This window comes from Thioprofundum lithotrophicum (assembly GCF_055387065.1).
In genome coordinates, this window is the sequence record NZ_AP042379.1 from 2,532,935 (window position 1) to 2,553,733 (window position 20,799).

17 protein-coding genes are annotated in these 20,799 nt (G+C 66.7%); 9 read left to right on the forward strand and 8 right to left on the reverse strand.

The annotated features are described in order from the left end of the window. Positions 1-379: 379 nt before the first annotated feature. From ACZ5BH_RS12095 to hpnC, 4 genes are all read right to left on the reverse strand, one after another. A complete protein-coding gene (locus tag ACZ5BH_RS12095; protein ID WP_464889517.1) occupies positions 380-1,129 on the reverse strand; it encodes a YciK family oxidoreductase in 750 nt (249 codons plus the stop codon). Beyond that, positions 1,126-2,460 carry a hydroxysqualene dehydroxylase HpnE gene (gene hpnE, locus ACZ5BH_RS12100; protein ID WP_464889518.1) on the reverse strand — a complete coding sequence of 445 codons (1,335 nt, stop codon included), beginning with the start codon at positions 2,458-2,460 and terminating at the stop codon, positions 1,126-1,128. Before hpnE ends, ACZ5BH_RS12095 begins: the two co-directional genes overlap by 4 nt. Continuing rightward, positions 2,457-3,314, reverse strand: coding sequence for a presqualene diphosphate synthase HpnD (hpnD, locus tag ACZ5BH_RS12105; RefSeq protein WP_464889519.1), 858 nt, complete (start codon positions 3,312-3,314; stop codon positions 2,457-2,459). The genes hpnE and hpnD overlap by 4 nt, the downstream gene beginning before the upstream one ends. A gap of 95 nt (positions 3,315-3,409) precedes the next feature. Further along, a complete protein-coding gene (gene hpnC, locus ACZ5BH_RS12110; protein ID WP_464889520.1) occupies positions 3,410-4,261 on the reverse strand; it encodes a squalene synthase HpnC in 852 nt (283 codons plus the stop codon). Positions 4,262-4,309: 48 nt separating this feature from the next. Here hpnC and ACZ5BH_RS12115 point away from each other — a divergent pair, with 48 nt between their 5' ends. Next, positions 4,310-4,501, forward strand: coding sequence for a hypothetical protein (locus ACZ5BH_RS12115; RefSeq protein ID WP_464889521.1), 192 nt, complete (start codon positions 4,310-4,312; stop codon positions 4,499-4,501). Between the two features lie 267 nt (positions 4,502-4,768). Here the strand turns inward: ACZ5BH_RS12115 and ACZ5BH_RS12120 are convergent, their stop codons facing one another. The 4 genes from ACZ5BH_RS12120 to ACZ5BH_RS12135 form a co-directional block, all read right to left on the reverse strand. Continuing rightward, positions 4,769-6,070 (reverse strand): DNA recombination protein RmuC, encoded by a 1,302-nt coding sequence (locus ACZ5BH_RS12120; RefSeq protein WP_464889522.1) that lies wholly within the window; start codon positions 6,068-6,070, stop codon positions 4,769-4,771. Continuing rightward, positions 6,067-6,723 (reverse strand): phosphoglycolate phosphatase, encoded by a 657-nt coding sequence (gene gph / locus ACZ5BH_RS12125; RefSeq protein ID WP_464889523.1) that lies wholly within the window; start codon positions 6,721-6,723, stop codon positions 6,067-6,069. The genes ACZ5BH_RS12120 and gph overlap by 4 nt, the downstream gene beginning before the upstream one ends. 156 nt (positions 6,724-6,879) lie before the next feature. After that, a complete protein-coding gene (gene ubiG, locus ACZ5BH_RS12130; RefSeq protein WP_464889524.1) occupies positions 6,880-7,641 on the reverse strand; it encodes a bifunctional 2-polyprenyl-6-hydroxyphenol methylase/3-demethylubiquinol 3-O-methyltransferase UbiG in 762 nt (253 codons plus the stop codon). Positions 7,642-7,951: 310 nt separating this feature from the next. Further along, a complete protein-coding gene (locus ACZ5BH_RS12135; protein ID WP_464891219.1) occupies positions 7,952-9,268 on the reverse strand; it encodes a TRZ/ATZ family hydrolase in 1,317 nt (438 codons plus the stop codon). A gap of 211 nt (positions 9,269-9,479) precedes the next feature. On the opposite strand from ACZ5BH_RS12135, the gene mtnA reads away from it, so the two are divergent. The 8 genes from mtnA (at position 9,480) to ACZ5BH_RS12175 (ending at position 20,598) form a co-directional block, all read left to right on the forward strand. Beyond that, the gene (mtnA, locus tag ACZ5BH_RS12140; protein WP_464889525.1) at positions 9,480-10,532 is read left to right on the forward strand and encodes an S-methyl-5-thioribose-1-phosphate isomerase; all 1,053 of its coding nucleotides are present in this window, start codon (positions 9,480-9,482) and stop codon (positions 10,530-10,532) included. Positions 10,533-10,741: 209 nt separating this feature from the next. Beyond that, the gene (gyrA, locus tag ACZ5BH_RS12145) at positions 10,742-13,288 is read left to right on the forward strand and encodes a DNA gyrase subunit A (protein WP_464889526.1); all 2,547 of its coding nucleotides are present in this window, start codon (positions 10,742-10,744) and stop codon (positions 13,286-13,288) included. Between the two features lie 205 nt (positions 13,289-13,493). Beyond that, on the forward strand, positions 13,494-14,576 hold the full coding sequence (serC, locus tag ACZ5BH_RS12150; RefSeq protein ID WP_464889527.1) for a 3-phosphoserine/phosphohydroxythreonine transaminase: 1,083 nt from the start codon (positions 13,494-13,496) through the stop codon (positions 14,574-14,576). A 192-nt stretch (positions 14,577-14,768) separates the two neighbouring features. Continuing rightward, on the forward strand, positions 14,769-15,932 hold the full coding sequence (locus ACZ5BH_RS12155) for a phosphoglycerate dehydrogenase (RefSeq protein WP_464889528.1): 1,164 nt from the start codon (positions 14,769-14,771) through the stop codon (positions 15,930-15,932). A gap of 72 nt (positions 15,933-16,004) precedes the next feature. Next, positions 16,005-17,081 carry a prephenate dehydratase gene (gene pheA, locus ACZ5BH_RS12160; RefSeq protein ID WP_464889529.1) on the forward strand — a complete coding sequence of 359 codons (1,077 nt, stop codon included), beginning with the start codon at positions 16,005-16,007 and terminating at the stop codon, positions 17,079-17,081. Positions 17,082-17,126: 45 nt separating this feature from the next. After that, positions 17,127-18,596, forward strand: a complete 1,470-nt coding sequence (locus tag ACZ5BH_RS12165; protein WP_464889530.1) for a mannose-1-phosphate guanylyltransferase/mannose-6-phosphate isomerase — start codon at positions 17,127-17,129, stop codon at positions 18,594-18,596. Further along, positions 18,593-19,711 (forward strand): histidinol-phosphate transaminase, encoded by a 1,119-nt coding sequence (hisC, locus tag ACZ5BH_RS12170; protein ID WP_464889531.1) that lies wholly within the window; start codon positions 18,593-18,595, stop codon positions 19,709-19,711. Before ACZ5BH_RS12165 ends, hisC begins: the two co-directional genes overlap by 4 nt. Then, positions 19,708-20,598 carry a prephenate dehydrogenase gene (locus ACZ5BH_RS12175; RefSeq protein WP_464889532.1) on the forward strand — a complete coding sequence of 297 codons (891 nt, stop codon included), beginning with the start codon at positions 19,708-19,710 and terminating at the stop codon, positions 20,596-20,598. Before hisC ends, ACZ5BH_RS12175 begins: the two co-directional genes overlap by 4 nt. The last annotated feature ends 201 nt before the right edge of the window (positions 20,599-20,799 follow it).

A 20,799-nucleotide genomic window follows, 5' to 3' on the forward strand; every position in this document is an offset into this window, starting at 1 on the left:
ATGACAAACAGGTCAGACCGGCGTATCGAAAACCTGCTTGAGCCGTAGGCTGGGACAAGCCGCTAGGGCGATTAGGACGATACGCGCAGATCTCATCGAGGCCAGAGGCGCAAAAAGCCTCACAAACAGGCCGGATATACGAGCGCAATCCTGTCCCTGTCGAAGTTTGGTACAACGTCTTGCAAAACGGGAGGAGACCATATACGGCTCAAGCGTAGCGGAGCCGCCATGTCTGGACGACACGATTTTTGCCGGCTCCGCTGCGCTTGAGCCGGCCAACCCCCGTCCCCCACCTGTCCCGTTTATGTCAGCTCAATTTTGAGACGTTCAATAACAGGATCCCGATGGCCTGACAGGTAACGATCCCAGGCCCGGTCCTTCAGACCGTAAAGATCTCTCCTGTCACCCCCTGGCTGTCCGGCCCCATCAGGTAAAGGTAGGCCGGCATGAGGTCGGCCGGTTGGGGGAGGGTGCGGGGATCCTCGCCGGGGAAGGCGTGGCGGCGCATGGGGGTGGCGACGGGGCCGGGGTCGAGGCTGTTGGCGCGAACCGAGGTATTGTTTTCGGTTTCGTCGGCGATGATCTGCATGAGGTTGTCGGCGGCGGCCTTGCTTACACCGTAGGCGCCCCAGTAGGCCTTGCCGTGACGGGCGACGGCATCGGAGGTGAAGATCAGGGCGGCATCCGGGGCCTGGCGCAGCAGGGGCAGGCAGGCGCGGCTGAGCATGAAGGGGGCGTTGAGGTTGATCTGCATGATCCGCGCCCAGAGCTTGAGATCGAACTGCTCGATCATCATGCGGGCGCCGAGCAGGGCGGCGTTGTGCAGCACGCCGTCGAGGCGGCCGAATTCCCGCTCAATGGTGGCGGCCAGTTCCTCGTGATGCTGATAGTGGGCGCCTTCCAGATCCATCGGATAGATCGCCGGCTGAGGGTGGCCGGCACCTTCGATGGCATCGTAGACCATCTCCAGCTCCCGCACGATGGGCCCGAGCAGGATCACGGTGGCACCGTGGGCTGCGTAGGTCTTCGCCGCCTCGGCCCCGAGGCCGGAGCCGGCGCCGGTGACGAGGATGACGCGATCGCGGAGCAGGTCGGGAGCGGGCCGGTAGTCGGCGGGAATGGTCTTCATGGAACGGCCTGTGGCGTGGGTGAGTCGAGGATCGAAAGCGCGCATTGTACCCCACTGCGCACCGCGCCTTCGAGGGTGGCGGGGTAGCCGGTGTCGGTGAAGTCGCCGGCCAGCCACAGCCCCGGCAACGGGGTGGCGTTGCCGGGTCGCCGCGCGTCGATGCCCACCTCGCAGCGGAAGGTGGCCCGCTTCTCCCGTACCACGAAACCGGCACGGGGTGGTGGCCAGAGAGGAAAATGATTGGCGAGTTGGGCGCTTACCGCCTGGATCAGTGCATCCTTCGACAGTGTCATGTGCGAACCGCCGGCACTGATCACCACGGCCATCATGCCCGGCTCTCCCGCTACGCGCCGATCGAACAGCCACTGGCCCGGGGCCGACAGCAGGCCGAGCATCGGCTGCGTCAGGCGCACCTGTGGCGGATAGTGCAGATAGACGGTGGTTATGGGTTCGTTGCCGAAACGCCGGGCCATGTCCGCGATGCCCTTCAGGGACGGATGATCGGGCAGCAGCCTGGCCAGGGCATGATGGCCGGGGGCAAGGACCAACCGGGCGTGTCGCCGTATGCCGAGGCCGCGGCCCTGCAGCCGGAAGCGTCCATCGGCTTCCAGCGTGATTGCGTCGATGCGACCGCGCACCACTTCCGTGCCCCGCGCGCGCAGCCAGGCGACGGCCGGCTTCGGCAGCAGGGCGCCCAGGGAGCGCCGCGGGACGAGCAGGTCGGAGTCATGCCGCCGGCGCAGGAAGGCATCGCACAACACGCGGGCGAACACCCGGGCCGAGGCCGTGTCGGGAGGCGTGTTCATGACGGCCAGACACAGGGGTTCCCAGAGCGTCTTGCAAAGGCGTGACGACTGACCCTGTTGGCGCAACCATTGTGACACGCTGATGTCGTCGTCCGCCGGCCAGCGAGCCGCCTTCCAGCCGGCACCGAAGCGCAGGGCGCGCAGGCGATCGGTGAAGTCAAGTCCCTGTGCGCGCAACAGCCCGGCGAGCAGATGCAGCGGCGCCGGCAGGGCAGGGGCGCGCAGGGCCAGTTCCGCCTGGCGCGGCGTGCCCAGCAGGGTCAGGTCGAGAGGCAGGCGCAGGAAGGCCTGTTCCGGATCGAGGCCGAGGGTGCGCATCAGGGCCAGGGTCTGACGATAGGCGCCGATGAACAGGTGCTGGCCGTTGTCGAGGACGAGATCCTGCCAGGGCAGATCGCGGGCCCGGCCGCCGGGGCGGGTTGCGGCCTCGTAGAGGGTGACGGGCTGGCCGGCATCGACCAGGGTGATCGCCGTGGCCAGGCCGGCCCAGCCGGCCCCCACGATGCCGATGCGCGCTTCGTTCATGCGGCCCGCGGCAGGCCGCCGCGCAGCCGCCAGCGGGCGCTCAGCGCCAGCCAGAGCTTGCGCAGGGGAGTGAGCCGTACCCGCCGGCTGAGCACGTGCAGGCCGTCGGCCACCACTTCGTCCAGGGTGGCGCGGTAGATGGCAGCCATCACCAGGCCGGTGCGCTGGCGGCGGGCGTCCTCGGCCGGCAGCAGCGACAGCGCCTTGTCGTAGTAGCCGTAGGCGCGTTTGGCCTGGAAGGCCATCAGGTCGAGAAAGGCCGGGGTCTCCCGATGGGCGAGGAGGTCGGATTCCGGCACGCCGAAACGCTGCAGTTCGTCCTGCGGCAGGTAGATCCGGTCCCGTTCCGCATCCTCGCGCACGTCGCGGATGATGTTGGTGAGCTGGAAGGCCAGGCCCAGGTGGTGAGCGTACTTGCGGGTCTCGTGCCGGCTGTAGCCGAAGATCTCGGCGCTCATCAGCCCCACCACGCCGGCGACCCGGTAGCAGTACAGCGACAGGGCGGTGAAATCGGGATAGCGCCGGGTGTCCAGATCCATGGCCATGCCGTCGATGATTTCCAGGAACTGCTCTTCGGCGAGGTTCACGCGCTCGATGACCGGCTGCAGGGCGCGGGTGACCGGATGCAGCGGCCTGCCCGCGTAGAGGCGCCCAATCTCCTCGCGCCACCACGCCAGCTTGGCTCGGGCCACGCCCGGATCTCCTGCCCGATCCACCACGTCGTCCACCTCCCGGCAGAAGGCATACAGCGCAATGATGGCGCGGCGCTGTTCGGCGGGCAGGAAGAGAAAGCTGTAATAGAAACTGGAGCCGCTGCGGGCCGCCTTGTCCTGGCAGTACTGGTCGGGCGTCATGAAGGGAACCGGCGGTTGACGAAGGGCGATCTTAGCATCGACCGTCGCCGTTGGAGCGGCGCAAGCCGCGAAAAACCATGGATATCGTGAGCGGGCTATCTGGTGATCATGGCCCGCCACAGGATCCCGGCGTAATCCCGCCGACGCAGCCGCGGCCGGCGGAACACGTCACCGCCGTGCTCGGCAAGCCGGTCGAGCACCGTGAAGGCAGCCTGGATAATCAGGCGGATCTCCAGCCCGAAGCGGCCGCGCAGCCGCCGCCCCAGCGGCGCGCCGGCGTGCAGGAAAATGCGCGCGCGGCGGATTTGGCGCTCGACCAGGCGCTGCATGGCCGCGTCGCTGAGCCCCTCGGCAAGGTGTCGCTCGCTCACGCCGGCCTCGCGCAGCTCGTCCTGTGGCAGGTAGATCCGCCCGTGTTCGTGGTAATCCTGCTGCAGGTCCTGGAGGAAGTTGACGAGTTGCAGGGCGGTGCAGATCCGATCCGAGTCGGCCAGGTTGGCCGCGGAGGCTTCCCCGGCCAGATGCAGCAGCAGCCGCCCCACGGGATTGGCGGAACGGCGGCAGTAGGCGTGCAGGGCGGCGAAATCGGGATAGCGCCGCACGCTCACGTCCTGGCGGAAGGCGCTGAGCAGATCCAGGAAGGGCTCGCGGGGCAGGTGATGTTCGTTGATGACGGCTTCGGTGGCCACCAGGATCGGATCGGCTGCCGGGATCTCGGCCTGGCGCAGGGCTGCGCTCCAGGCATCGAGCCGTGCGAGGCGCTCCGCGGGGGAAAGATCGCCCTCGTCGGCGAAGTCGTCGGCGGTGCGGGCGAAGGCGTAAATCACGGCCACCGGCTCCCGCAGGGGCCGGGGCAGGAGACGGGAGGCAACCGGAAAGTTCTCGTAATGGCGCCGGGCCAGTTCTCGGCAATGGGCGATGGCCGCTTGCACGGTGGGGGTGGTCATCGGTATGGTGGGGAAAAATCCGCTGGCAAGGGAGATGAAACCGTGCGCATGTTGAAATTCCTGCTCTCCGGTGTGCTGCTGGGGCTGTTGCTGGGCCTGTGGTTCGGCTACAACCTGGGCCGTGACGAACCGGTGTTCAGCAATCCGTTCGCGGAAAAGCACCTGCAGGACAAGGTCAGGGAGACCGCCTCGGAAGTGCTCGACGAGACGACCAGGGCCGTCAAGGAACGTCTCAAGTAGGCTGTCTAAAATACAGACACCTGCATGGTTGTTCGGGAATATTAAGTCATTTTGCTGCTGGCAACCTAACCCTGACGACCGCCCTCATGGCCGGAAAGGGGTTGCGTGACACGCCGTGAATACATCCATGTAGGCTCTGCGGCCGCATCCTTGCGGCCGAAGGTCACGCAACCCCTTTCCGGCCATGAGGGCTTCGTGCCAGTAGCGAAAATTGATCGATATTATCGGAACAACTCTCTAGCACGCCCGCCATGTGACACTGGCCAATTACGTCTTTGACCCATTGTTTTCCGCTGTGTCGCTTTCTCTTTCCACCGGAACCCGGGTGCCGCTTTCCACCGGCTCCAGGGCCTGCAGCGCCTTGCGGGCCTCGATGCCCATCTCGGCGAACTTCTGCGCGCCCGGCAGCACCCGGCTGTCGAAGGAGCCGACGGCGCTGTTGTAGTGTTTGACGCTGGTCTCGAGACTGCGGCCCAGTTTTTCCAGGTGGCCGGTAAAGGTCAGCAGGCGCTTGTAGAGATCCTCGCCCAGTTCGCGGATCTTCTCGGCGTTCTCGGCGAGTTGTTCCTGCCGCCAGCCGAAGGCCACGGCCCGCAGCAGGGCCACGAAGCTGGTGGGCGTGGCCAGGATCACCTGCTGGCGCAGGGCGTCTTCCAGCAGCACGTGATCCTGATCCAGGGCGGCGGCCAGGAACTGATCGCCGGGGATGAACAGCACCACGAAGTCGGGCGTGTTGGGAAACTGTGACCAGTAGGCCTTGCTGGCCAGTTCGGTCACCCGCTGGCGCACGTTGCGCGCGTGGCGCAGGAGTTGCGTGCTGCGTTCGCCGTCGTCGCCGGCCTCGATGGCCGCCAGGTAGGCGTCCAGCGGGGTTTTCACGTCCACCACGATCTCGCGCCCGTCGGGCAGGCGCACGATCATGTCGGGGCGCTGGCGGCCCTCGTCGGTGTGCACCGTTTCCTGCTCCACGAAATCGCAGTGCTCCACCATGCCGGCCAGCTCGGCCAGCCGCTTGAGGGTCAGCTCGCCCCACTGGCCGCGGACCTCGGGCCGGCGCAGGGCCTGCACCAGGTTCCGGGTCTGGTCCTGCAGGTTGGCCTGGGTCTGGGCCATGCTCTGCAGGTGTTCCTTGAGCGAGCCGTAGGCTTCCTTGCGTTCCTTCTCGATTTCGCGGATTTGCCGTTCGGTCTTCTCCAGGGCTTCGCGGATGGGGCGGACCAGGTGTTCGATGGCCTTTTCCTTCTTCTCCAGCTCGGCGCCGGCCTGGGCCTGGAGCTTTTCCAGGTTCTCGCGGGCCAGGCGCAGAAACTCTTCGTTGTTGCGGGCCAGGGCCCGGGCCGAGAGGGCGTCGAAGGTCTTGCCCAGTTCCTCGCGGGCGGCCTCCATGGCCGCGATCTTTTCCTCGTGGTTGCGCCGTTCCAGATCGAGGGTGGTGGTCAGTTCGGTGTTGCGTTCGCGCAGTATCGCCAGGCGGCGGCCGAGCCAGACGGCCACCATCAGTCCGCCCAGCAGCAGGCCGGCCAGGGCGACGCCGAGGAGCGTGAGCACGGTGGGATCGGTGGGGTTCAAAGTCGCTCCAGCCAGGTCAATATGTCGTCGGGGCGATCCACCAGGCCATGGGCGCCCCAGGTTTCGGGTTGGTCGTCGGCAGCCAGATAGCCGAAGCGGGCCACCAGGGTCGGCATGCCGGCCTGCCGTCCGGCCAGAATATCACGCTTGGCATCGCCCACGTAAACGCATTCGGCCGCGTGGCTGCCGGTGAGCCGGCAGGCGTGATGGAGCGGCGCCGGATCGGGCTTGCGCTCTGGCAGGGTATCGCCGCTGACCACGCAGGCGGCCCGCGGCAGCAGGCCCAGTTTCCCGAGCAGCGGTTCGGTGAGCCAGCCGGGCTTGTTGGTCACCACCCCCCAGCGACGACCTTCGGTTTCGAGCTGCGTCAGCACGCGTTCCATGCCGGGGAACAGGCGGGTCTCGTCGGCGATGTGGGCGGCGTAGTGATCGAGCAGTTGCCGGCGCAGCGGCTCGAAGTCGGGATGTTCGGGTTCGATACCGAAGCCCAGACGGATCAGCGCCATGCCGCCGTGGGAGACGGCTGGCCGGATGGCCGCAAAGGGCAGGGGCTCGCGGCCATTGGCCTCCAGCACGGCGTTGAGCGCATTGGCCAGATCCGGCGCCGTGTCCGCCAGCGTACCGTCGAGATCGAAGAGAACCGTTTTGATCATGAAATGGCGTGAGCGCGAATACGGACCGCGAGATTGTTGGCTCCTCGCGTAGGCCGGCTCAAGCGCAGCGGAGCCGGCGTTTCCGAATGACATGATTTTGCCGGCTCCGCTGCGCTTGAGCCGGCCTACGGTGTGAGGAAGAAGCAGGGGAGATGATTAACGATTTGCCGTTGCGTCCTCGCCACTCGTCCCTCGTCCCTCGCCACTCTCGCGCACACAGTGCGCGAGATAGTTCACGTCCACGTCCGCCCCCAGCCGGTAGATCCGGGTCAGGGGGTTGTAGCTCATGCCCGTGATCTCGCGCACCTGCAGGCCGGCGTGGCGGGCCCAGGCTTCCAGCTCCGAGGGGCGGATGAACTTCTCGTACTCGTGGGTGCCTTTCGGCAGCAGGCGCAGTACGTATTCGGCGCCGACGATGGCGAACAGCCAGGCCTTGGGATTGCGGTTGATGGTGGAGAAGAACACGTGCCCGCCGGGCCTGACCAGGGTGGCGCAGGCCCGGATCACCGATTCGGGCTCCGGCACGTGCTCCAGCATCTCCAGGCAGGTGACCACGTCGAACCGCCCCGGCTTCTCGGCCGCCAGTTCCTCGGCGGTGGTCTGGCGATAGTCGATCTCGAGCCCCGATTCATGCTGGTGCAGCCGGGCCACGGCCAGGGGCGCCTCGCCCATGTCGATCCCGGTCACCTCGGCACCCTTCGCGGCCAGGCTCTCGCTGAGAATCCCGCCCCCGCAGCCCACGTCCAGCACCCGCTTGCCCGCCAGGCCACCGGCGCGGCGCTCGATGAACTCGAGGCGCAGGGGGTTGATGTCGTGCAGCGGCTTGAATTCGCTCTCCGGATCCCACCAGCGATGGGCCAGGGCCTCGAACTTGGCAATCTCGCGGGAATCGACGTTGGTTTCGGCGCTCGTGTTCATCCCGCGAAGGATACCCCAGAACCCGGCCGGCGGGAACTTCGTTCGGCACACCGGCAGGGGACACGAAGGTCACGGAGTCTGTTTGAATGAGGTGCTTGCACCATTCGGCTGCGGTTTGCACAGACCCGTAAAAGCGACTGTAGGAGCGGCGCAAGCCGCGAACATTCGGTAACCGATGTCTGGTGGCTGGGAAAACTCAATGCCACTTCCAGTCACCCGTCCCCGCTTGTTCGCGGCTCGCGCCGCTCCTACCGGCTTGCACCTCTTGCCCTGCTACGGCTGAGGTCGATATGCCGCTTTCCTCTGCCTTTCAGGCATTCCCCAGCAGTTTGTCCCGCCAGTGTCTTGCCCGGCCCAGCAGCTCGGCCTCGTCGAGCGTGGTCAGCTCGCGATCGCGCAGCAGTGGCTGCCCGGCCACCCAGACATCGGTGACGTGTTCGCGGCCGGCGGCATAGATCAGTTGCGAGAGGGGATGATAGACCGGTGCGGTTTCGAGCGTGTCGAGGCGCACGGCCACCAGATCCGCCGACTTGCCGGGCACGAGGCTGCCGATCTCGTCGTCGAGGCCGAGGGCGCGGGCGCCGGCCAGGGTGGCCATCTCCAGTACGGCCGGGGCGGGCAGGGCAGCGGCGTCGGCGGCCACGCCCTTGCCCAGCAGGGCGGCGGTGCGCATCTCGCCGAGCAGATCCAGATCGTTGTTGCTGGCCGCGCCGTCGGTGCCCAGGGTCACGTTCAGACCCGCCTCGCGCAGACGCGCGGCGGCGCAGAAGCCGCTGGCCAGTTTCAGGTTGGATTCGGGGCAATGCACCACCTGCACGCCACGCTCGGCGCAGTGGGCGATCTCCGCTTCGGTGAGCTGGGTCATGTGCACGGCCACAAGGCGCGGGCCGAGCAGGCCGAGATCGTCGAGCCGCTGGATGGGCCGCCGGCCGTGTTCCTTCAGGGACTGTTCCACTTCCGCGGCCGTCTCGTGCACGTGCATGTGGATGGGCAGATCCAGCTCCTCGGCCAGGGTGACGATCCGGCCCAGCGGGCCATCGGCCACCGAGTAGGGGGCGTGAGGGGCGAAGGCGGTGCGGATCCGGGCATGGCCACGCAGTTCGTCGTGCAGGGCGATGCCCTTGTGCAGGTAGTCGTCGGCGTCGCGCGCCCAGGCGCTGGGGAAGTCGATGACGATCAGCCCCATCACCGCCCGCAGTCCGGCCTGATCCACCGCACGGGCCGTTTCCTCGGGGAAGAAGTACATGTCGTTGAAACAGGTGGTGCCGGACCGGATCATCTCGGCGCAGGCGAGCAGGCTGCCGTCGTGAACGAAACCGGCGCTCACCTGCTGCTGCTCGGCCGGCCAGATGTGTTCCTGCAGCCAGGTCATCAGCGGCAGATCGTCGGCCAGGCCACGCATCAGGCTCATGGCGGCGTGGGTGTGGGCGTTGACCAGCCCCGGGATCAGGATGTGCTCGTCGAGCCGCACGCGGCGGCGGGCCGAGAGCCGCTCTGCCTCCTCGGCAGGCAGGATGGCCGTGATGCGGCCATCGCGGATGGCCACGGCGTGATTCTCGAGCAGCGTCTCGGCCGGCTCCACCGGCGCGATCCAGGCGGCGTGGATGAGGGTATCGACTTCGGTCATGGTCATGGACGGTTTTTCGGGGAGTATACCCTCTGGCCGCGGGTTTCCGGAAAGAACACCGCCGCGCGGGGCGGCTCAAGCGCAGCGGAGCCGCCATGTGGCCGGGGTATTCCCGCCCTTCTGCGTTTCTTCCACCATCGTTCAATGAAGCCGCTTGACCCCACGCCGGCAGGAAACAACAATGCCGCTTCCGTTTCGTCCGGAGAATGCCATGTCCCTGGAGACGCGCCCCCACGATACCATTCGCGCCATGCGCTGGGCGGAGAATCGCCTGCAACTGCTCGACCAGCGCCGCCTGCCCCGGGAAGCGGTGTGGCTCGACTGCCGTACGGCGCAGGAGGTGGCCACGGCGATCCGGGAGATGGTGGTGCGGGGCGCGCCGGCCATCGGCATCACGGCTGCGTTCGGTGTGGTGCTGTCGGCCATGGCCCACGCCGAGGCGCCGGATCTTCCGCAGGCCATGGAAGCGGATCTGCGCCTGCTGGCCGAATCCCGCCCGACGGCAGTCAACCTGTTCTGGGCCCTGGACCGCATGCGCCGGGTGCTCGCGGCGCGGCCTGCCGATCCGCTGGCGGCGCTGCTGGCCGAAGCCCGGGCCATTCACGAGGAAGACGTCGCTGCCAACTACCGCATGGGCGAGCTGGGCGCGGCCCTGATCGCCAGCGGCTCGGGCGTGCTCACCCACTGCAATACGGGTTCCCTGGCCACCGGCGGTTTCGGCACGGCCCTGGGGGTGATCCGCCAGGCCTGGGGGGAGGGGCGCCTGTCACGGATTTTCGCCGACGAGACCCGGCCCTGGCTGCAGGGCGCCCGGCTCACCGCCTGGGAACTGGTGCGGGACGGCATCCCGGTGGAGCTGCTGGTGGAAGGGGCCGCCGCGGCCCTGCTGCGTTCGGGGCAGGTGCAGTGGGTGATCGTCGGCAGCGACCGGATCGCCGCCAACGGCGACGTGGCCAACAAGATCGGCACCTATTCGCTGGCCGTCCTCGCCCGTCACCATGGCGCGAAGTTCATGGTGGTCGCTCCCGGCAGCACGGTGGACATGCATACGCCCGACGGGGCCGCGATCCCCATCGAGACCCGGGCCCCGGACGAGGTGCTCGGCTGCGCCGGTCACCCCGTGGCCGCCGCCGGCGCGGGGGCCTGGAACCCGGTGTTCGACGTCACGCCGGCGGAACTGGTGGATGCCATCGTCACCGAACGGGGCGTGGTGGCGCAGCCCGATGCGGCAAAGATGCGGGCGCTGATGGAGGGCGCCGCCTGATCCCGCAACGGGGGCGATGCGGTTTTCCCGTGCAGATCGATATTTCCATGGCCAGAGACGAAAAACCGCCTCTGAGTCGCCCAATTTCGGGCCAAACGCCCTGAAACGCGCTCTCGCACGGCTTTTGCGGGCTGCAGTGGGAGGGGCCGATATGGTAGAATAGCCCTTTCAGGAAAGCTGACAGCCCAAAGAGCCCCGAACCTCCCTTCATGAGCGAATTCGCCCGAGAAATCCTCCCGATCAACATCGAGGAGGAAATGCGCCAGTCCTACCTGGACTACGCCATGAGCGTCATCGTCGGCCGCGCCCTGCCGGACGTGCGTGACGGTCTCAAGCCTGTTCACCGCCGCGTGCTCTACGCCATGCGTGAGCTGGGCAACGACTGGAACAAGCCCTACAAGAAGTCGGCCCGCGTGGTCGGCGACGTGATCGGCAAATACCATCCCCACGGCGACACCGCCGTCTACGACACCATCGTGCGCATGGCCCAGCCCTTCTCCCTGCGCTACATGCTGGTGGACGGGCAGGGCAACTTCGGTTCGGTGGACGGCGACGCGCCGGCGGCCATGCGCTACACCGAAGTGCGCATGGCGAAGATCGCCCATGAACTGCTGGCCGACATCGATCGCGAGACGGTCGACTTCGTGCCCAACTACGACGAGTCGGAACAGGAGCCGGAGGTGCTGCCGGCGCGGCTGCCCAACCTGCTGGTCAACGGTTCGGCGGGCATCGCCGTGGGCATGGCCACCAACATCCCGCCCCACAACCTCACCGAAATCGTCAACGCCTGCCTGGCCCTCATCGACAACCCTGCCATCACCATCCAGGAACTGATGGAGATCGTGCCGGGTCCCGATTTCCCCACCGCCGGCATCATCAACGGCGCCCGCGGTATCGCCGAGGCCTATGCCACCGGCCGGGGCCGGATCTACGTGCGCGCTCGCACCCACGTCGAGGAGGCCGACAACGGCAAGCAGGCCATCATCGTCACCGAACTGCCCTACCAGGTGAACAAGGCCCGCCTGCTCGAGCGCATCGCCGAGCTGGTCAAGGAAAAGAAGATCGAAGGTATTAGCGCCCTGCGCGACGAGTCCGACAAGGAAGGCATGCGCGTGGTCATCGAACTGCGCCGGGGCGAGAATCCGGACGTGCTGCTCAACAATCTCTACCAGCACACCCAGATGCAGAACGTGTTCGGCATCAACATGGTGGCGCTGGTGGAAGGCCAGCCACGCCTGCTCAATCTCAAGCAGATCCTCGAGGCCTTCATCCGCCACCGCCAGGAAGTGGTCACCCGCCGCACGGTCTTCGATCTGCGCAAGGCGCGGGAGAAGGCCCACGTGCGCGAGGGCCTGGCCATCGCCCTGGCCAACATCGATCCCATCATCGCCCTGATCAAGTCGGCCCGCAGCCCCGCCGAGGCCAAGGAGCAACTGGTAAACACCCCCTGGGAGCCGGGCGTGGTGATCCAGATGCTGGAGCGCACCGGCGCCGGGGCCTCGCGTCCCGAGGGCCTGCCTCCGCACGTGGGGCTGCACGACGGCAAGTACCACCTCTCCGAGACCCAGGCCCAGGCCATCCTCGACATGCGCCTGCACCGCCTCACCGGGCTGGAGCAGGACAAGATCCTCGCCGAGTACGAGGAGCTGCTCAAGCGCATCGAGGAACTGCTGGCCATCCTTGGCAGCCACGCGCGGCTGATGGAAGTGATCCGCGAGGAACTGACCGAACTGCGCGACCAGTACGGCGACGCGCGCCGCACCGAGATCGTCGCCAGCCACGAGGATCTCACCATCGAGGATCTGATCGACGAGGAAGACGTGGTGGTGACCCTCTCCCACGAGGGCTACGTCAAGGCCCAGCCGCTGGACACCTACCGGGCCCAGCGCCGCGGCGGCAAGGGCAAGTCGGCCACCTCGGTCAAGGAAGAGGACTTCATCGACAAGCTGTTCGTGGCCAACACCCACGACACCATTCTCTGCTTCTCCAGCCGCGGCAAGGTCTACTGGCTGAAGGTCTACCAGTTGCCCCAGGCCGGACGCAATGCGCGCGGGCGGCCCATCGTCAATCTCCTGCCGCTGGAGGAGGGCGAACGGATCAACGCCGTGCTGCCGATCCGCGAATACGCCGAGGACCGCTTCGTGTTCTTCGCCACCGCCAGCGGCACCGTCAAGAAGACCCCGCTCAAGGACTTCTCGCGCCCGCGCCTGTCCGGCATCATCGCCATCGAACTGCGCGAGGGCGATCAGCTCGTGGGCGTGGAGCTGACCGGCGGCGATCAGGACGTGCTGCTGTTCACCTCCGCGGGCAAGGCCATCCGCTTCAATGAAACCGACGTGCGTCCCATGGGCCGCACCGCCGTGGGCGTGCGCGGCGTGAAACTGGGCAAGGGCCAGAAGGTGATCTCGCTGATCATCGCAAGCCAGGGCGACGTACTCACCGCCACCGAGAACGGCTACGGCAAGCGTACCCCCATCGACGAATACCCGCGCCATGGCCGTGGCGGCCAGGGGGTCATCTCCATCCAGACCACCGAACGCAACGGCCCGGTGGTCGGCGCCGAACTGGTCCAGCCCGGCGACGAGGTGATGCTCATCACCACCTCCGGCACCCTGGTCCGCACCCCCGTCGACGACATCTCCGTCATGGGCCGCAACACCCAGGGCGTGCGCCTGATCAGCCTCGGCCAAGGCGAAAAACTCTCCGGCATCGAACGCATCGTCAACATGCAGGACGAGGATGCCGAGGGCGAATGAGACAGAAGTGTAATGAACGCAGAGCGCGCAGAGACGCAGAGGCCGCAGAGGAATTTGGTTTTGGTTAAAGCGAGTGGGAAGCAAATCGATTGTTATCCCGTATCGGAACAGGGTAACCCGTCTTCCCAACAATAGACTCCGCGCCCTCTGCGTCTCTGCGTACTCTGCGTTATTTGCAGCAGACTCGACCTGGGAGAAAAACAAGATGTCCCGTGTATACAATTTCAGTGCTGGCCCCGCCATGCTGCCGCAGGCAGTGCTCGAGCGGGCCCGGGAGGAAATGCTCGACTGGCGTGGCAGCGGCATGTCGGTGATGGAAATGAGCCATCGCGGCAAGCAGTTCATGTCCATTGCCGAGCAGGCCGAGGCGGATCTGCGCGAGCTGATGGGGATTGGTGAGGATTACGCGGTGCTGTTCCTGCAGGGCGGGGCCAGCACCCAGTTCGCGGCCGTGCCCCTGAACCTGGCCGGGGAGGGCGGCCAGGCCGACTACCTCAACACCGGCGCCTGGTCGAAGAAGGCCATCGCCGAGGGCAAGCGGTATGTCGCGGTCAACGTGGCCGGCAGCAGCGAGGCGGAAAACTTCACCACCGTGCCCCGCCAGGCCGATCTGCAGCTCGATCCGCAGGCGGCTTACGTCCACTACACGCCCAACGAGACCATCGGCGGCGTGGAGTTCCCCTACGTGCCCGAGACCGGCGGCGTGCCGCTGGTGGCCGACATGTCCTCCACCATCCTCTCCCGGCCCATCGACGTGGCGAAGTTCGGCGTCATCTACGCCGGGGCCCAGAAGAACGTCGGCCCCGCCGGCCTGACCCTGGTCATCGTGCGCAAGGACCTGCTCGGCCGGGCCCGCGAGGTCACGCCCACCCTGCTCAACTGGCAGGTGCAGGCCGACAACGGCTCCATGTACAACACCCCGCCCACCTACAGCTGGTACCTGGCGGGCCTGGTCTTCGACTGGCTCAAGCAGCAGGGTGGGCTCGAGGCCATGGCCGAAATCAACAAGCGCAAGGCCGGCAAGCTCTACGCCGCCATCGACAGCTCCGACTTCTACCACAACCCCGTCGATCCTGACTGCCGTTCCTGGATGAATGTCCCCTTCACCCTGGCCAACCCGGCACTCGACAGCCTCTTCCTCGAGGAAGCCGCCGCCCGGGGCCTCACCACCCTCAAGGGCCACCGCTCCGTCGGCGGCATGCGCGCCAGCATCTACAACGCCATGCCCGAGGAAGGGGTGGACGCCCTGATCGAATTCATGGCCGATTTCGAAAAGCGGCATGGTTGAGACGGGAGTGTAATGAACACGGAGGGCACGGAGAGCACGACGTTTTGGATGTTGGTGGTGTGAGGATAATTGCCAATAATCTTCACCAACCTCGAGCAAACCAATGGATCGTCAATACATCAAGCCCTTCTCCGTGTCCTCCGTGCCTCCGTGCTCTCCGTGTTATTTCCAGTCACCCTGAAGGACTGAACGATGTACAAGATTCTGACCCTCAACAACATCTCCGTCGCCGGCCTTGAGCGTCTGCCGCGGGATCACTACGAGATCGCCTCCGAGATCCAGCATCCGGACGCGATTCTCCTGCGTTCGTACAACATGCATGACATGGCCATCCCGCCCACCCTGAAGGCGGTGGGGCGGGCCGGGGCCGGGGTGAACAATATCCCGGTCGAGAAGATGTCGCAGCACGGCATCGCCGTCTTCAACGCGCCGGGGGCCAATGCCAATGCGGTGAAGGAGCTGGTGATCGCCGGCATGCTGATCGGCTGCCGGAACCTGTGCCCGGCCTGGGACTTTGCCCGCAATCTCCAGGGTACCGACGAGGAGATCCACAAGGCGGTGGAAGCCGGCAAGAAGAATTTCGCCGGCTTCGAGCTGCCGGGCCGCACGCTCGGCGTCATCGGGCTCGGGGCCATCGGCCGCTACGTGGCCAATGCGGCGCTGGACCTGGGCATGAAGGTCATCGGCTACGATCCGGGCATCACCGTGGAAGGCGCCTGGAAACTGTCCTCGGAAGTGGAGCAGGCCGACAACGTGGAGAGTCTGCTGTCCCGGGCCGACTTCGTCACCTTCCACGTGCCGCTGGTGGACGAGACCCGGAACATGATCAATGCCGAGCGGCTGAAGCACATGAAGGACGACGTGATCATCCTCAACTTCGCTCGCAACGGCATCGTGGACGACGCCGCGGTCAGCGAAGCCATCAAGGCCGGCAAGGTCTATGCCTATGTCTGCGATTTTCCCAGCAACCTGCTGAAGAACCACGAGCGGGTAGTGACCCTGCCACACCTGGGGGCATCGACGAAGGAAGCCGAGGAAAACTGCGCCATCATGGTGGCCGAAGAAGTGCGCGACTACCTGGAAAACGGCAACGTGCGCAACTCGGTCAACTTCCCCGAGGTGCGCATGGCCCGCAACGGCGGCCATCGCCTGGCCATCGTCAACCGCAACGTGCCCAACATGGTGGGCCAGATCTCCGCCGCCCTGGCCGAGGAGAACCTGAACATCCTCGACATGCTCAACAAGTCCCGCGGCGAGCTGGCCTACACGCTGATCGACATCAACGCGGCGCCCTCCGATGCCCTGGTGAACAAGCTGCAGGCCATCGACGGTGTCCTCGCCGTCCGGGCCCTGTAGAATCGCTGTAGGAGCGGCGCAAGCCGCGATACCATACGCGCAAACCCACGGACAATCGGTGTCCTCGATTCCATGACAGACGACCTCGACAGCCTGCGCCAGCAAATCGACCGCATCGACGAGCAGATCCAGGAACTGATCAGCGCGCGTGCGCGGGTGGCCGAGGCCGTGGCCCGGGCCAAGCAGGAAAGCGGCGATGCCGTCTACTACCGCGCCGAGCGCGAGGCCCAGGTCCTGCGCAAGGTCATGGAACGCAACCGGGGTCCGCTCAGCGACGAGGAGATGGCCCGGCTGTTTCGCGAGATCATGTCCGCCTGCCTGGCCCTCGAGCAGGTGATGACCATCGCCTTCCTCGGCCCCGAAGGCACCTTCACCCAGGCTGCGGCGCTCAAGCACTTCGGCCACTCGGTGCAGACCACCCCCCTGGCCACCATCGGCGAGGTCTTCCGCGAGGTGGAATCGGGCGCGGCCTCCTATGGGGTGGTGCCGGTGGAGAACTCCACCGAAGGCGTGGTCAACCACACCCTGGACGAGTTCATGCACTCCTCGCTGCGGATCTGCGGCGAGGTGACCCTGCGCATCCATCATCACCTGCTCGGCCATGGCCAAGAACTGGAAGGCATCCGCCGGGTCTATGCCCACCAGCAGGCCCTGGCCCAGTGCCGCAAGTGGCTCGACACCCACCTGCCGCGGGTGGAACTGGTGGACGTGAGCAGCAATGCCGAGGCGGCCCGGCGGGCGGCGGGCGAGGACGGCGTGGCGGCCATCGCCAGCGAGACGGCGGCGGAAATCTACGGCCTCGACATCCTGCAGCGCAACATCGAGGACGAGCCCGACAACACCACCCGCTTCCTGGTCATCGGCAAGCGCGAGACCCCGCCCTCGGGCGTGGACAAGACCTCCCTGCTCATCTACACCGACAACCGGCCCGGCGCGCTCTACGCCATCCTCGAACCCATCGCCCGCAACGGCCTGTCCATGAGCCGCATCGAGTCCCGCCCCTCCCGCCAGGGCATGTGGAACTACGTGTTCTTCATCGACATCGAAGGCCACGCCCAGGACGAGAACGTGGCCCGGGCCCTCGAGGAACTGCGCGCCACGGCCAGCATCGTCAAGCTGCTGGGTTCCTATCCCTGCGCGGTTCTGTAATCATTCGGCTTTCGTTCCCAATCAACCGGTAAGGATCGATCTCTCATGTCCCGGAAGCTGGTTCCCGTGATTCTCTCCGGCGGCAGCGGTTCGCGCCTGTGGCCCATGTCCCGCGCCCATTACCCCAAGCAGCTCCTGCCCCTGGTCACCGAGCAGACCCTGTTGCAGGACACCGTCTCGCGCCTCGACGGCCTAACGACGGCCGCGCCGGATCTGGCGGTCGCCGATCCGGTGGTGGTCTGCAACGAGGAGCACCGGTTCTTCGTGGCCGAGCAGCTCCAGGAACTGGGCCGCAGCCGCCGCCGGATCCTGCTCGAGCCGGTGGGCCGCAACACTGCCCCCGCCCTGACCCTGGCCGCCCTCACCGTCGCCGCCGAAGATCCAGACGCGGTGCTGCTGGTCATGCCGGCGGATCACGTGATCCGGGACATCGCCGCCTTCCACGCCGCGATCGCCGAGGGCGTGAACCTGGCCGCGCGGAATCAGCTCGTCACCTTCGGCATCACGCCGAATCGCCCCGAGACCGGCTACGGTTACATCCGCAAGGGCGAGCCCCTGAGCGATGCGGCGGCACGGCTTGTCGCCTTCGTGGAGAAACCCGATGCCGCCACCGCCGAGGGCTATCTCGCCGCCGGCGACTACCTCTGGAACAGCGGCATGTTCATGATGACCGCCGGCAACTGGCTTTCGGCCATTTCCGCCCTGCAGCCGGAAATGGCCGAATGCGTGCGGGCGGCCTGGCAGGCAGGTGAGGCCGATCGGGATTTCTACCGCATTCCCCGCGACGCCTTTGCCGCCTGTCCTGCCGATTCCATCGACTATGCGGTGATGGAGAAACTGGCCGGTCATCCCGTGGATGATCTCGGTGCAGCGGTCATTCCCCTGGCCGCCGGCTGGTCCGACGTCGGCGCCTGGTCTTCCCTGTGGGAAGTGGGTGAGAAGGATGCACAGGGCAACGTCACGCGCGGCGATGTCTTCACCCATGATTCGCGCAACTGCCTCATCTACAGCGAATCCGGGCACGTGGCCGCCATCGGCCTCGAAGGCGTGGTGGTGGTGGAAACCGCCGACGCCGTGCTGGTGGCCCACCAGGATCGTGCCCAGGAGGTGAAGCAGGCCGTGGAATGGCTGCAGGGCCAGGAACGGGACGAACACCTCTATCACCGCAAGGTCTACCGTCCCTGGGGCAATTACGAATGCATCGACGCCGGCGAGCGCTATCAGGTCAAGCGCATCACCGTGAAGCCGGGCGCGGCGCTCTCCCTGCAGATGCATCATCATCGCGCCGAACACTGGATCGTGGTGCGCGGCACGGCCCATGTGACCCGCGATGACGAAACCTTCCTGGTGACCGAGAACCAGTCCACCTACATCCCCATCGGCGTGAAACACCGGCTCGAGAACCGGGGCAGTATTCCCCTGGAGATCATCGAGGTCCAGTCCGGCAGCTATCTCGGCGAGGACGACATCGTGCGTTTCGAGGATGTCTACGGCCGCGAGGAGAATACCCCGTGACCACCTGCGATTTCCTCTCCCTGGCCACGCCCGGTGTCCAGCGTCTGCAGCCCTATCAGCCGGGCAAGCCGCTGGAGGAACTGGCCCGCGAGTACGGCATCACCGAGGCGGTGAAGCTGGCCTCCAACGAAAATCCCCTTGGTCCCCCGCCGAAGGCGCTGGCGGCCGTTGCCGCGCAGATGGCGGATCTGGGCCGCTATCCGGACGGCAACGGTTTCGCGCTGCGCCAGGCGCTGGCGGCGCGGCATGCGCTGCCCGCCGATCGGATCACCCTCGGCAACGGCTCCAACGACGTGCTGGAACTGATCGCCCGGGCCTTCGCCGGCCCGGCGCAGGAGATCGTCTTCTCCGAACACGCCTTCGCCGTCTATCCCATCGTCACCCGGGCCGTGGGTGCCAAAGCCGTCGTGGTGCCGGCCAGGGAGCATGGTCACGACCTTGCCGCCATGGCGGAGGCCATTGGCGAGGACACCCGGATCGTCTTCATCGCCAATCCCAACAACCCCACCGGCACCTGGCTGGGCGAAGCGGAACTGGCGGCATTCCTCGCCCGGGTGCCGCCCTCGGTGCTGGTGGTGCTCGACGAGGCCTATTTCGAATACGCCAGCGATCCGGCCATGGGCCTGGAAGACTATCCCGACGGCAGCCGCTGGCTGGATCGCCACCCCAATCTCATCGTCACCCGCACCTTCTCCAAGGCCCATGGCCTGGCCGGCTTGCGGGTAGGATATGCCCTGTCCCACCCCCAGGTGGCGGATCTGCTCAACCGCGTGCGCCAGCCCTTCAACGTCAACAGCCTGGCGCTGGCCGCCGCCGAGGCCGCCCTGGGCGATGCGCAGCACCTGCAGCGCAGCATCATGCTCAACGTGGCGGGTCTGGCGCAGTTGCAGGAAGGCTTCGAGCGGCTGGGCTTGGCCGCGCTGCCCACCGCCGGCAACTTCGTCTGCGTGAAGGTGGGGCAGGGGATGGCCGTCTACGAGGCCCTGCTGCGCGAGGGCGTGATCGTGCGCCCCGTGGACAACTACGGCCTGCCCGAATACCTCCGGGTGAGCGTGGGCACCGAGGAAGAGAACGCCCGCTTTCTCGCGGCGCTGGAGAAGGTGCTGGCGCGGTGAGCGGGACACGGATCGAACGCCTGGCCATCGTCGGCGTCGGCCTCATCGGCGGCTCCCTGGCCCTGGCCCTGCGCGAGGCCGGCGCGGTGGGCGAAATCGTCGGCTGCGGCCGCAATCCGGCGCATCTGGAAACGGCGCAACGCCTCGGCGTCATCGACCGGGGCGAGACCGATCCGGCCGCGGCGGTGCAGGGCGCCGACATGGTGGTGCTGGCCGTGCCGCTGGGCGCCATGCGCGAGGTGATGGAAGCCATCCGATCGGCCCTGGCCCCTGACGCGGTGGTCACCGACGTGGGCAGCGCCAAGACCTCGGTGATCCGCGCCGCCCGGGCCGTGTTCGACACGCTGCCTTCCGGCTTCGTCCCCGGCCACCCCATCGCCGGCACCGAGAAGAGCGGCGTGGAAGCGGCCTTCCCCGACCTGTTCCGCCAGCGGCGGGTGATTCTCACGCCGGTGCCCGAAAGCAGTGAGCCGGCCGTGGCCCGGGTGCGGGCCCTGTGGGAAGCCTGCGGCGCGCAGGTGGTGAGCATGGCGCCCGAACATCACGACGAGGTGCTGGCCGCCACCTCCCATCTGCCGCACATGCTGGCCTACGCCCTGGTGGACACCCTCGCGCGCCGCGACGACAGCCAGGAGATCTTCGACTTCGCCGCCGGCGGCTTCCGTGACTTCACCCGCATCGCCTCCAGCGACCCGCGCATGTGGCATGACATCTGCCTTGCCAACCACGACGCCCTGGTGACCATGCTCGAAGCCTTCAGCGACGACCTGCGCCTGCTCGCCGACGCCGTGCGCCGCGCCGACAGCCGCTTCCTCCTGGACACCTTCACCCGCGCCAAGGCCGCCCGCGACGCCTTTTGCGACGGGGTCGGCGACAGGGAATCGTGACGGGGGCTACCAGCATGAAAAATCCAACGCAAAGGCGCAAAGGTGCAAAGACCGCAAAGCTTGCGAATGAAAATCCGGGTTGGTTCAAGCATAACGGACTCGGCCGAACTGTTGCGCGAAATCCTAAACCCGGCAATCCGGCTGTAGGAGCGGCGCAAGCCGCGACAAAAACAGGGCCGAGGGACGAGTGGCGAGGGACGA